This is a genomic window from Marilutibacter maris (genome assembly GCF_006546735.2).
Lineage (GTDB): Bacteria > Pseudomonadota > Gammaproteobacteria > Xanthomonadales > Xanthomonadaceae > Marilutibacter > Marilutibacter maris.
Genome location: NZ_VICD02000258.1, coordinates 1 through 11860, shown reverse-complemented (window position 1 = coordinate 11860; position 11860 = coordinate 1). Strand labels below are relative to the sequence as shown.

General features: G+C 71.0%; 11 protein-coding genes. 9 read left to right on the top strand and 2 right to left on the bottom strand.

What is annotated here, in order from left to right:
• Positions 1-191 precede the first annotated feature (191 nt).
• From FKV24_RS15050 to FKV24_RS15025, 6 genes are all read left to right on the top strand, one after another.
• Positions 192-683, top strand: a complete 492-nt coding sequence (locus FKV24_RS15050) for an FKBP-type peptidyl-prolyl cis-trans isomerase (protein ID WP_111266935.1) — start codon at positions 192-194, stop codon at positions 681-683.
• A gap of 133 nt (positions 684-816) precedes the next feature.
• Positions 817-2091, top strand: coding sequence for a DUF418 domain-containing protein (locus FKV24_RS15045; protein ID WP_249041045.1), 1275 nt, complete (start codon positions 817-819; stop codon positions 2089-2091).
• 8 nt (positions 2092-2099) lie between these two features.
• Positions 2100-3356 (top strand): NAD(P)/FAD-dependent oxidoreductase, encoded by a 1257-nt coding sequence (locus FKV24_RS15040; protein ID WP_141482966.1) that lies wholly within the window; start codon positions 2100-2102, stop codon positions 3354-3356.
• Positions 3357-3434: 78 nt separating this feature from the next.
• A complete protein-coding gene (gene gorA / locus FKV24_RS15035) occupies positions 3435-4835 on the top strand; it encodes a glutathione-disulfide reductase (RefSeq protein ID WP_249041044.1) in 1401 nt (466 codons plus the stop codon).
• A gap of 43 nt (positions 4836-4878) precedes the next feature.
• Positions 4879-5652 (top strand): N-formylglutamate deformylase, encoded by a 774-nt coding sequence (gene hutG, locus FKV24_RS15030; RefSeq protein ID WP_141482965.1) that lies wholly within the window; start codon positions 4879-4881, stop codon positions 5650-5652.
• A gap of 130 nt (positions 5653-5782) precedes the next feature.
• Positions 5783-6670, top strand: a complete 888-nt coding sequence (locus FKV24_RS15025) for a DMT family transporter (RefSeq protein WP_211371885.1) — start codon at positions 5783-5785, stop codon at positions 6668-6670.
• Positions 6671-6694: 24 nt separating this feature from the next.
• Here FKV24_RS15025 and FKV24_RS15020 read toward each other — a convergent pair whose 3' ends face one another.
• Complete coding sequence (locus tag FKV24_RS15020; RefSeq protein ID WP_141482964.1) at positions 6695-7756, bottom strand: YeiH family protein; 1062 nt, start codon at positions 7754-7756, stop codon at positions 6695-6697.
• Between the two features lie 109 nt (positions 7757-7865).
• On the opposite strand from FKV24_RS15020, the gene FKV24_RS15015 reads away from it, so the two are divergent.
• Positions 7866-8813 (top strand): LysR substrate-binding domain-containing protein, encoded by a 948-nt coding sequence (locus FKV24_RS15015; RefSeq protein WP_249041043.1) that lies wholly within the window; start codon positions 7866-7868, stop codon positions 8811-8813.
• A gap of 83 nt (positions 8814-8896) precedes the next feature.
• Here FKV24_RS15015 and parE read toward each other — a convergent pair whose 3' ends face one another.
• Positions 8897-10804, bottom strand: coding sequence for a DNA topoisomerase IV subunit B (parE, locus tag FKV24_RS15010; protein ID WP_141482963.1), 1908 nt, complete (start codon positions 10802-10804; stop codon positions 8897-8899).
• Positions 10805-11020: 216 nt separating this feature from the next.
• On the opposite strand from parE, the gene FKV24_RS15005 reads away from it, so the two are divergent.
• Positions 11021-11425 carry a globin gene (locus tag FKV24_RS15005; RefSeq protein ID WP_111266929.1) on the top strand — a complete coding sequence of 135 codons (405 nt, stop codon included), beginning with the start codon at positions 11021-11023 and terminating at the stop codon, positions 11423-11425.
• 130 nt (positions 11426-11555) lie between these two features.
• A complete protein-coding gene (locus tag FKV24_RS15000; protein WP_141482962.1) occupies positions 11556-11813 on the top strand; it encodes a hypothetical protein in 258 nt (85 codons plus the stop codon).
• Positions 11814-11860: the final 47 nt, after the last annotated feature.

Genomic DNA, 11860 nt, shown 5'->3' with positions numbered 1-11860 from the left:
GCGTTGCCGGGATAATGCGCGGTCCTGTCCATGGCCGTAGCTTGGCCGCTGGACGCGACGGCGACAAGTTCCGCTGCGGATCCGTCGCCGATCCACCGTTCCGGCGGGCGGCCTGCGGGCGCGCCATGGCCGGGACCACGTCTTCCATCCGGTCGCCGTCCGTGCGGCCCTGCAATCGAGTCGCCCAGTCCATGAAGATCGAGAAAGACCGCGTCGTCCGTTTCCATTACACCGTCTCCGAAAGCCCGGTGTCCGAGGGCCAGGAACCGCTGGAAAGCTCCCAGGGCCGCGATCCGCTGGTGATCCTGGTCGGTCACAACAACATCATTCCGGGGCTTGAGCAGGCAATGGACGGGCGCGAGGCCGGCGATACGTTCGAGGTCGACGTGGCCGCGGCCGACGCCTACGGCGAGATCAAGGAAGGCCTGACCCAGCGCGTGCCGAAGAAGTACTTCAAGGGCCAGAAGGTCGCTCCGGGCATGCAGGCGATCCTGCAGACCAACTTCGGCCCGCGCGCGGTGACCATCGTCAAGGTCGGCATGAGCGTGGTCGATGTCGATCTGAACCACCCGATGGCGGGCAAGGACCTGCACTTCGCGGTGGAGATCGTCGAGGTCCGCGAGGCCAGTGCCGAGGAAGTCGAGCACGGCCACGTGCACGGCGAGGGCGGCGTCGAGCACTGATCGCGCTCCTGAGCGGCATCCGCGCAGCATCCGACGGCCCGCCTCGCGCGGGCCGTCGGCGTTGCGGCCATGGTCGGTATCGCCGTGGGCGGGCGCCGCCGTCTACACTCGCGGCTCCGGACGGTACAGAGCGATGCAGATGGGCGCAGGCCCCGGGATGGCGAACGACTGGGCGCCGCTGACACGGCAGGAGCGGATCGCGACGCTGGACGTGCTGCGTGGGCTGGCGCTGCTGGGCATCGCGCTGATGAACGTCGAGTGGTTCAGCCTGCCGCTGGTCGCGCGTGTCGATGGCATCGATCCGGCCGCCAGCGGTATCGACCTGTGGCTGGACGCGGCGATCTACGTCCTGGTCAGCGGCAAATTCTGGGTGCTGTTCTCGTTGCTGTTCGGCATGGGCTTCGCGGTGATGCGGGCGCGTGCGCAGGCGGCCGGTCGCGCCTTCGTGCCGTTCTACCTGCGCCGGACCGCGGGGCTGCTGGCGATCGGACTGGTGCATGCCTGCCTGATCTGGGCCGGCGACATCCTGGTCAGCTATGCGCTGGCGGCATTCGTGCTGTTGGCCTGTCTGCAACGGATCGCACCGGCCCGGCTGTGGTTGTGGGGTGCCGGCCTGTACTACTCGGTGGTCGTATTGCTGGGGCTGATGGCGCTGACGGTCGCGCTGGCCGGCGGCGCCGACGCCGATCCGGCCGGACAGGCCATGCAGGTCGCGCTGCGGGATCGGGAGGTCGCCGCCTATTCGGCCGGCAGCTATGCGGCGGCGACGTTGTTCCGGATCCGGTTCCTGCTCGACAGCCTCGGCGACATGCTGTTCTTCCTGCCGATGGCGCTGGGCGTGTTCCTGTTCGGCGCCTGGCTGGTGGGCAGTGGCGCCATGAGCGGCGCCGGCGATGCGACCGCGCATTCGCGCCTGTTCCGCGGCTTCGTCCGCGCCGCGGCGCCGGCGGGCCTGGCGCTGACCCTGGCTGGCGTGGCGATCGATCCGGCCCCTGACCTGGCCAGCGACCTGGACGCCGCCGCGCTGCTGGCGATGACGCTGCAGGCGGCGGGCGCGCCGTTGCTGAGCCTGGGGTATCTCGGCTGGGTGGTGCTCGCGATGCGGCGCGACGGGCGCTGGTTGCGAATGCTGGCGCCGGCCGGACGGATGGCGCTGAGCCTGTACCTGATGCAGTCGCTGATCGGCACCTGGGTGTTCTATGGCTACGGCCTGGGTCTGTGGGGCGAGGTCGGCCGCGGTGCGCAGGTCGCCGGCGTGCTGGCGGTGTTCGCCGCGCAGCTGGTCATCGCCCATCTGTGGATGGCACGCTTCCGTTTCGGGCCCGTCGAGTGGTTGTGGCGTGGCCTGAGCTACCGGGCCCTGCCGCCGCTGCGGCGGCCCGCTTCCTCCCCTGACGTGATTTCCTGAAAGCATCGATGACACAGCACGAAGACGTCGTGATCGTGGGCGCGGGCGTGATCGGCCTGGCGTCGGCACTGGCCCTGCTCGAATCCGGGCGCGGAGCGACCGTGATCGACGCCGGCCGCATCGGCGGCGGCAGCTCGCATGGCAACTGCGGCACGATCACCCCCAGCCACGCGCCGCCGCTGGCCGCGCCAGGCATGGTCGCGACCGCGTTGAAGTGGATGTTCACCCCGGACGCGCCGCTGTACGTCAAGCCGGGAATCAATCCGCTGCTGTGGCGCTGGCTGCTGCACTTCGCCGCACGCTGCAACGAGCGCGACTGGCGCGCCAGCGCGGCCGCCAAGGGCGCGATGCTGAACGACTCGCGCGCGCGCATCGAGGACTGGGTGTCGCGCTTCGGTCTGCAGTGCGAGTTCCAGCCCTCCGGCGAGGACTACGTGTTCCGCGATCCGCGCGAGCTCGAACACGGGCTGCGCGAGGTCGAATTGCTGCGCGAGCTGGGCGTGCCGGTCGAGGTGCTCGACGGCGCCGCCTACGAGACGATGGAGCCGGCGCTCAAGCCCGGCATTGCCGGCGCGATCCGTTTCGACGGCGACGCCTCGCTGCGGCCGGACCGTTACGTGGCCGAACTGGCGCGGGCGGTGCGCGAACGCGGCGGCACGATCCGCGAGCACTGCGAGGTGAGCGCGATCGAGGCCGGTCGGCGGGTGCGCGTGGAGACCGCGCAGGGCGCCGTGCAGGCGCGCGACGTGGTGGTGGCGACCGGCGCCTGGTCGCCGCAGCGTGCCGATGCGTTCGGGGTGCCGATGCTCAAGCGCGTGTTGCAGCCGGGCAAGGGCTACTCGATCACCTACAGCCGTCCGGCGCGGGTGCCGCGGCGCCCGCTGGTGCTGCACGAGCGCTCGGTCTGCGTGACCGTATGGGACCAGGGCTTCCGCCTGGGCAGCACGATGGAGTTCTCCGGCTACGACACCTCGCTCAATCCGCGACGGCTGGCGGCGCTGGAGCGCGGCGCGGCCGAATATCTGCACGACCCGGTCGGCCCGCAGGTGCAGGAGCGCTGGTACGGGTGGCGGCCGATGAGCCGCGACGACGTGCCGGTGATCGGTGCGGTGCCGGGGCGCGACGGACTGTGGCTGGCGACCGGGCACGGCATGATGGGCGTCAGCATGAGCGCGGCGACCGCGCAGTTGCTGGCCGACCTGATGGCGGGACGCACACCGGCGCTGGACCCGGCGCCGTTCCGGATGGAACGCTTCGTCCGCTGAGCGTGCCCAATAAGGGGTGCCCCCCGGCGCGCGCGGCTGGTAGAAAGAAGCCTGTTCCCGTCCCCTCGTGAGGCTGTCGTGTCCGAGTCCACCGAATCCGCCGCCTGCGCCGCGGGCGAATTCGACCTGATCGTGATCGGCGGCGGTTCCGGCGGTCTGGCCGGTGCGTTCCGCGCCGCCGAGCACGGCGCCCGGGTCGCGCTGCTGGAGCCGTCGGCGCTGGGCGGCACCTGCGTCAACGTCGGCTGCGTGCCGAAGAAGGCGATGTGGCTGGCCGCCGAGGTCGGCCGCATGATCGGCATGGCGGAAACGCTCGGTTTCCAGGGCGCGCCGGGCCGACTGGACTGGCCGACCTTCATCGCCCATCGCGAGCGCTACATCCACAACATCCACCAGAGCTACCGGCGCCGCCTGGATGCGGCCGGCATCGTCCACATGCCCAGCCGCGCGCGGCTGCTCGCCCGCGCCGCGGCGGGCGGCGGCACGGTCGAGTGCGACAACGGCCTGCGCCTGCAGGCACCGCGGATCCTGATCGCCACCGGCGGCCATGCGCTGCGCCCGGACATCCCGGGGGCGCCGCTGGGCGCGGTGTCGGACGACTTCTTCCACTGGACCGCGGCCCCGCAACGGGTGGCGATCGTCGGCGGCGGTTACATCGCGGTGGAGCTGGCCGGCGTACTGCAACAGCTGGGCAGCCATGTCGAGATGCTGGTGCGCGGCGAGCGCCTGCTGCACGGTTTCGACGCGTCGATCGCCGGGCAACTGGCCGAGGACTATTGCCAGGCCGGGGTCCGCCTGCACCTGGATTGTCCGGTCGCGGCCCTGGAGCGCACTGGCGAAGGCCGCCTGCGGGTACGCGATGCCGCCGGTGGCGAGCACGGCCCCTACGACCAGGTGCTGTTCGCGACCGGACGCGCGCCGAACACCGCCGGACTGGGACTGGACGCGGTCGGCGTCGACATCGACGACGGCGGCCACATCCGCGTCGATGCCGGTCATGCGACCTCCGCGCCGGGCATCCACGCGGTCGGTGATGTGACCGCCGGGATTGCCCTGACTCCGGTCGCGATCGCCGCCGCGCGACGGCTGATGAGCCACCTGTTCGGCGGCGCCGCCGACCCCTCGCTGGATCAGACCGACGTGCCGACGGTGGTGTTCTCGCATCCGCCGCTGGGCACGGTCGGGTTGACCGAGGTGCAGGCGCGCGAGCGTCACGGCGATGCCGCGGTGCATGTCTACCGCACCGGCTTCCGGCCGATGCTGGAGGCCCTGGTCGACGGTCCGCAACGCAGCCTGTTCAAGCTGGTCTGCGTCGGCGAGGAGCGCCGGGTGGTCGGCCTGCACCTGCTCGGCGAGGCGGCCGACGAGATCCTGCAGGGCTTCGCGGTGGCGATGAAGAAGGGCATCACCCTGCGGGACCTGCACGATACCGTCGCGATCCATCCGACCAGCGCCGAGGAGATCGTGCTGTTGCGCTGAGGCGAGGCGAGGTTCTGCGGCACCGGGCCGCTAAAATACGCCGATGGACATCTTTACCCTGCATCGCGGCGACGCGCCGCTGCTGATCAGCCTGCCGCACGACGGCAGCCTGATTCCCGACGATCTCGCCGCGCGGATGACGCCGACGGCGCGCCGTGCGCCCGACACCGACTGGCACGTCTCGGTGCTGTACGCGTTCGCCCGCGAGCTGGGCGCCTCGATCCTGGCGCCGCGTCATTCGCGCTACGTGGTCGACCTCAACCGCCCGCCGGACGACGTGTCGCTGTATCCGGGCCAGAACACCACCGGGCTGTGCCCGGCGGTGCGCTTCGACGGCGAGCCGGTCTATCTCGACGGCCAGGCGCCGGACGCGGACGAGGTCGCCGCGCGCGTGCGCCACTACTGGCAGCCCTACCACCAGGCGCTGGGCGAGGAGCTTGCCCGGCTCAAGAGCGAGCACGGTCGCGCGGTGCTGTGGGAAGGCCACTCGATCCGCAGCGTGGTGCCGTTCCTGTTCGAGGGGCGGCTGCCCGACCTCAACCTGGGCACCGCCGGCGGCGCCAGCTGCCGCCCCGGACTGGCGGCGAAGCTGGAGGCGGTGCTGACCGGGCAGTCCGACTACAGCCACATCGTCAACGGACGCTTCAAGGGCGGCTACATCACCCGCCACTACGGTCGCCCCGACGATGGCATCGACGCGGTGCAACTGGAGCTGGCCCAGATCAACTACATGGACGAGGACAGCTTCGAGTACGCCCCGGAGCGCGCCGCGCGCCTGCAACCGCTGCTGCGGCGCCTGCTCGAATGCACGCTCTGACACGCGCCGGCGCGCGCGCGTGAGCGGTGCCGACCCCGAACGCGAGGTCGACGCCGAACTGGCCCAGCCCCTGGACGTCGCGCCGGTCGCGGCCGGGGCCGGCGAGGCGGTCGCCGCGACCCATGCCGAGATTCCCGAAAGCCACCTGCGCGGTGTGCTGCTGGCGGCGCTGGGTGCGATCGCGTTTTCCGGCAAGGCGATCATCGTCAAGCTCGCCTACCGCCACGACGTCGACGCGGTGACCCTGCTGGCGCTGCGGATGATCGTCGCGCTGCCGCTGTTCCTGCTGATGGCCGCGTGGGCGTGGCGGCGCTCGCCGTCGTTGTCGGGTGGCGACCGCGTGCGCATCGTCGTGCTTGGCGGACTGGGCTACTACCTGGCCAGCTATCTCGATTTCGCCGGTCTGGCCCACATCACCGCGACCCTGGAGCGGTTGATCCTCTATCTCAATCCGACCCTGGTGCTGCTGATCGGCGTGCTGTTCCTCGGCCGCCGCGCCAGCCGGGCCCAGGTGCTCGCGTTGCTGGTCAGCTACGCCGGCGTGGTGCTGGCGATCGGGCACGACCTGGAGGTCGGCGGCAGCAACATCGTGCTCGGCAGTGCGCTGGTGTTCGGCAGCGCGTTGTCGTACGCGCTCTACCTGATCGGCAGCGGCGAGATCGTCGAGCGGGTCGGGGCGGTGCGGCTGACCGCCTACGCCAGCACCGTCGCCTGCGTGTTCTGCATCGTCCAGTACCTGCTGCTGCGCCCACTCGACGGGCTGTTGACGCTGGCGCCGGAGGTCTACGGGCTGTCGTTGCTCAACGGCACCGTGTGTACGGTATTGCCGGTGCTCGCGGTGATGATGGCGGTGGCGCGGATCGGCTCGGCGCGCGCCGCCCAGATCGGCATGATCGGCCCGGTCTCGACGATCGTGCTGAGCGTGCTGTTGCTGGGCGAGTCGATGGGGCCCTGGCAGATCGCCGGCACCGTGCTGGTGTTGGCCGGGGTGTTCCTGGTCGGGCGTCGCCGCGCCTGAGCCGCGGCGCCCGCGAACCGGCGTTCAGCCCAGCAACCACACGGTCAGGCCGTAGCCGCCGAGGGTCAGGAACAGGAACAGCAGGCCGGCCAGGGCCAGCGGGCGCGGTCCGGCGACCTTGAGGCTGGACACGCGGGTGCCGACGCCCAGCGCCGCCATCGCCGCCGCCAGCAGCACGGTGTCGAGGACCAGCAGCGCGTCGCGCAGTGCGGCCGGTATCGGCAGCCAGGTGTTGGCCACGGTCATCGCGACGAAGCCCAGCGCGAACCACGGCACGCTGGCGAGCACGCCGCCGGGGCCGGCATCGGCGGCACGCCCACGCTCGCGACGGCGGTCGCTCCAGCCCAGCCACAGCAGGAACGGCACCAGCAACAACACCCGCGCCAGCTTGACCACGACCGCGGTGTCGGCGGCCTCGCCGCCGACCTGCTGACCGATCGCGACCACCTGGGCGACCTCGTGCACGGTCGCGCCGGTGTAGACGCCGAACAGCCGCGGCTCCAGGCCGGTCCACTGCTGCAGCAACGGGTACAGGAAGATGTTGAGGGTGCCGAACACGACCACCGTCGCCACCGCGATCGCGACCTTGTGCGGCTGCGCGCGCAGGCTGCGCTCGGTCGCCAGCACCGCGGCGGCGCCGCAGATCGCGCTGCCGGCGGCGGTCAGCAGCACGGTCTGCCGGTCCAGCCGCAGCCAGCGCCGGCCGATCCAAAGCCCGAGGGCCAGCGTGCCGACCACGATCGTCGCGTCCAGCAGCAGCACCGGCGCGCCCAGCGCGAGCACGTCGCCCAGATCCAGCCGCAGCCCGTACAGCACCACGCCCGCGCGCAGCCACTGCCGTTGCGCCACCGCCAGCCCCGGTGCGCAGGCCGGTCCCAGCCGCCGGTCCCGGCGGCCGGCCGCGGTGGACGGCTCCAGGACCAGATTGCCGACCAGCAGGCCCAGCACGATCGCCAGGGTCAGCCCGCCCAGATGCAGTTGCGGAAACGGCGGCAAGGTTGCCAGGGCCATCGCGGCCAGACCGCAGAGCAGGGCCAGGGCCAGGCCGGGCAGGGGGGAGGCTTGGGGGAGCAGGCGGCGGAACATGGTGTGGCCCATTGGCGTGATGGGCGCACTCTAGGCGCGATCACTGATCGATAAAATAAAATTATTACGAATATGATGTTCGTAATTTCAGAACTAACGGGTGTGTTCGATGGCCGCCACTCCCATGGCATCCGCCGCGCCCCTGCCTGCGGCGATCGGTACCCGCCAGTTGCGGGTGTTCTGCGCGGTCGCGCGCGAGGGCGGGGTCCGCCGCGCCGCCGAGGTCCTGCACCTGAGCCAGTCGGCGGTCAGCGCTTCGCTGGCCGAGCTGGAACGGCTATTGGGGGCGCCGCTGTTCGACCGGGTCGGGCGTGGCCTGCAGTTGAACGGCCAGGGCCGCGCGCTGCTGCCCCGGGCCGAGGACGTGCTGGCACGGATCGTCGAGATCCAGCGCCAGTTCGGTCCCGATGGCGGTCAGCTGGCCGGCGAGCTGCGCATCGGCGCCAGCAACACGGTCGGCAACTACCTGGTCGCCGACCTGCTCGGCGGCTTCGTGCAGGCCCATCCGGGCGTGCGCATCCGCCTGCAGGTCGACAACACCGCGACGATCGCCGACGCGCTGTGCCGGTTCGCGATCGACGTCGGCGTGGTCGAGGGCGCGACCCATCGCCCCGAGCTGGTCGAGCGGCGTTGGCGCCGCGATCGCCTGGTGGTCTGCGCCCGCGACGGCCACCCGCTGGCCGGGCGCGCGTTGACGGCGGATGCCCTGCATGGCGAGCGCTGGGTGCTGCGCGAACCCGGCTCGGCCAGCCGCGAGCGCTTCGAGCAGGCCGCGGCGTCCGCGCTGGGGCCGTTCGAGGTCGCGATCGAGCTGGGCCAGAACGAGGCGGTCAAGCAGGCGGTGATGGCTGGGCTGGGCCTGGCCTGCCTGCCGGAGATCGCGCTGCGGGGCGCGGCCGGTGCGGGCATCGTGGTGCTCGACACGCCGTTCCTGCAGCTGGATCGCTGGCTGAGCGTGGTCGTGCATCGCGACAAGCACCGCGACCGGGTGTTGTCGGCGTTCCTGGATGCATTGGCGCCGGGGGCGGCCGAAGTGGACGTCCGCGCGGACCCGTAGGAACGGCGCAAGCCGCGATGACGCTTTTCTGGGAAGGCCCGATCGCGCGGCTTGCGCCGCTCCTACGGGAACCCTGCGAGGGCTCAGACCTCCAGGGTCGCCAGGTCGCCCTTGGTTTCCAGCCACGCCTTGCGGTCGGAGGCGCGCTTCTTGCCCAGCAGCATGTCCATCAGCGAGCGGGTGCCCTCGGCATCCTCGACGGTCAGCTGGACCAGGCGGCGGGTATCGGGGTGGATGGTCGACTCGCGCAACTGCGAGGGGTTCATCTCGCCCAGGCCCTTGAAGCGGGTCACGCTGACCGCGCCGGCGGAGCCCTTCTTCTTCTCCGCCTTCTCGCGCTCGATCTTCTCCAGCAGGATCCGCTTCTCCTCCTCGTCGAGGGCGTAGAACACCTGCTTGCCCAGGTCGACGCGGAACAGCGGCGGCATCGCCACGAACACGTGGCCGGCCGCGACCAGGGCCGGGAAATGCTTCAGGAACAGCGCCGACAGCAGGGTCGCGATGTGCAGGCCATCGGAGTCGGCGTCGGCGAGGATGATCACCTTGCCGTAGCGCAGGCCGCCGATGTCGTCCTTGCCCGGGTCGCAGCCGATCGCCACCGCCAGGTCGTGCACTTCCTGCGAGGCGAGCACGCTGCCGGAGGCGACCTCCCAGGTGTTCAGGATCTTGCCGCGCAACGGCATGATCGCCTGGAACTCCTTGTCGCGCGCCTGCTTGGCGCTGCCGCCGGCGGAGTCGCCCTCGACCAGGAACAGCTCGGTGCGCGACAGGTCCTGGCTGGTGCAGTCGGCCAGCTTGCCGGGCAGGGCGGGGCCCTGGGTGACCTTCTTGCGGGTGACCTGCTTTTCGGTCTTCAGTCGCGCCGAGGCGCGCTCGATCGCCAGCTGGGCGATCTTCTCGCCGAGTTCGACGTGCTGGTTCAGCCACAGGCTGAAGGCATCGTGCGCGGCGCCCTCGACGAAGCCGGCGGCCTGGCGCGAGGACAGCCGCTCCTTGGTCTGGCCGCTGAACTGCGGGTCGGTCATCTTCAGGCTCAGCACGAACGAGACCCGGTCCCAGACATCCTCGGGGGCCAGCTTGACCCCGCGCGGCAGCAGATTGCGGAAGTCGCAGAACTCGCGCAGGGCGTCGGTGAAGCCGGTGCGCAGGCCGTTGACGTGGGTGCCGTGCTGGGCGGTCGGGATCAGGTTGACGTAGCTTTCCTGGACCAGCTCGCCGTCGATCACCCAGGCCACCGCCCAGTCGACCGTCTCGGTGTCCTTGCTGAGGTTGCCGACGAACAGCTCCGGCGGCAGCAGCTCGCGCTCGACCAGTTCGCCGCGCAGGTAGTCGCGCAGGCCATCCTCGTAGTGCCACTCGAGCTTCTCGTCGCTGGCGATGTCGTGCAGCTTCACCGTCAGTCCCGGGCACAGCACCGCCTTCGCGCGCAGCAGATGCTTGAGCGAGCGCAGGTTGAACTTCGGGGTGTCGAAATACTTCGGGTCCGGCCAGAAGTGCACGCGGGTGCCGGTGTTCTTCCTGCCGACGCTGCCGACCACCTCCAGCGGGGTGTCGCGGTCGCCGTCGCGGAAGCTCATCCGGTGCTCGCTGCCGTCGCGCTTGATGTAGACCTCGACCCGCGTGGACAGCGCGTTGACGACGCTGACGCCGACGCCGTGCAGGCCGCCGGAGAAGGTGTAGTTCTTGTTGCTGAACTTGCCGCCGGCATGCAGGCGGGTCAGGATCAGCTCGACGCCGGGAATGCCCTCCTCGGGATGGATGTCGACCGGCATGCCGCGACCGTCGTCGGCGACCTCGCAGCTGCCGTCCGGATGCAGGACGACCTCGATCGATTTCGCGTGGCCGGCCAGGGCCTCGTCGACCGCGTTGTCGATCACCTCCTGGGCCAGATGGTTCGGTCGCGCGGTATCGGTGTACATGCCGGGACGGCGCTTGACGGGGTCCAGGCCGGACAGGACTTCGATATCGGCGGCGTTGTAGCGGGAACTCATCGAGGCGGGCTCATCAGGGCGAACCGGTCGGTTCGCGGGTGTCGGACTGCGGTGGTGCGTGCAGCGATGGTCGGGGGGCGGGGCGGGAATTTCAACCGCGCCAAACCGGCCCGGCTGTGCTAGGGCATCGGCCCCGCCGGCCGCGCGCTTGACCGCGGTCAAGCGCGGCGGTGGCCGGGCCCGGCAAGCTCGCCCGCCACCGACACGGAGCCCGTCATGAGCGACACCTTCAACGACCTCCAGCAAAGCTACGGCCGCTGTCTGGCCCGGCGCGGATTCATCGAGCGTTTCTACGAGATCTTCATGGCCAGCCATCCGGACGTGGAGCCGATGTTCGCCCGCACCGACTTCCAGACCCAGCGGCTGGCGTTGCGGCGCGGGATCAGCGTGGCGATCCTGCATGCCGGCGGCAGCGCGATGGTCGCCCGGACCTGCGCGCACATGGCCGAGGTCCATGCCCGCCAGGGCCGCGCGCCGGTGCCGCCGGCGCTGTATCCGTACTGGGTCGACAGCCTGCTGACCGCGGTGGAGGAGTTCGACGAGGACGCCGATCCGGCGCTGCTCGCGCGCTGGCGCTCGGCGATGGGGCACATTTGCGAGTTCTTCACCTTCCACTACTGATCGCGCCGCTGTCCGCCCGGTGTTCACGTCGCGTGCCGGCGCCCGGGCGTAACTTTGGGACGCCGCCCGGGGGAGACGGCCGGTGGCTGCGGCCGCCCGCAGCGCTTCCACCCCGACAGGAGGGCAGAACATGAAATTCCGGATCCGAACCCTGGCCGTGGCCTTGCTGGCGGTCGCGCTGACCGCGATCGCGCTGGCATTCGCGCAGACCGACCGCTCGGCCGATGCCGACAAGCAGGCGGCCGAGCAGGCGGCCACCGAGGCCCAGGCCGGCCAACAGGGCCCGGCCAGGGCCGATGCCAACCAGGACGCGGCGACTGCCGACGAGGATGAAGACGAGGACGAGCAGCCGCTCGAGCTGGAGGAGGAAGAGGATTACCGCGCCTGATCCCGACCGCGCGCGGGCCCGGCCCGCCGTGCCGTTCCGGCCGGCCG

Excerpts from the sequence above, each read along its gene's own strand:
- FKV24_RS15050 (WP_111266935.1), top strand. The coding sequence starts at position 192 with ATGAAGATCGAGAAAGACCGCGTCGTCCGTTTCCATTACACCGTCTCC.
- FKV24_RS15020 (WP_141482964.1), bottom strand. The coding sequence starts at position 7,756 with ATGTTCCGCCGCCTGCTCCCCCAAGCCTCCCCCCTGCCCGGCCTGGCC.
- FKV24_RS15040 (WP_141482966.1), top strand. The coding sequence starts at position 2,100 with ATGACACAGCACGAAGACGTCGTGATCGTGGGCGCGGGCGTGATCGGC.
- parE (WP_141482963.1), bottom strand. The coding sequence starts at position 10,804 with ATGAGTTCCCGCTACAACGCCGCCGATATCGAAGTCCTGTCCGGCCTG.
- FKV24_RS15015 (WP_249041043.1), top strand. The coding sequence starts at position 7,866 with ATGGCCGCCACTCCCATGGCATCCGCCGCGCCCCTGCCTGCGGCGATC.
- FKV24_RS15000 (WP_141482962.1), top strand. The coding sequence starts at position 11,556 with ATGAAATTCCGGATCCGAACCCTGGCCGTGGCCTTGCTGGCGGTCGCG.
- FKV24_RS15045 (WP_249041045.1), top strand. The coding sequence starts at position 817 with ATGCAGATGGGCGCAGGCCCCGGGATGGCGAACGACTGGGCGCCGCTG.
- hutG (WP_141482965.1), top strand. The coding sequence starts at position 4,879 with ATGGACATCTTTACCCTGCATCGCGGCGACGCGCCGCTGCTGATCAGC.
- FKV24_RS15005 (WP_111266929.1), top strand. The coding sequence starts at position 11,021 with ATGAGCGACACCTTCAACGACCTCCAGCAAAGCTACGGCCGCTGTCTG.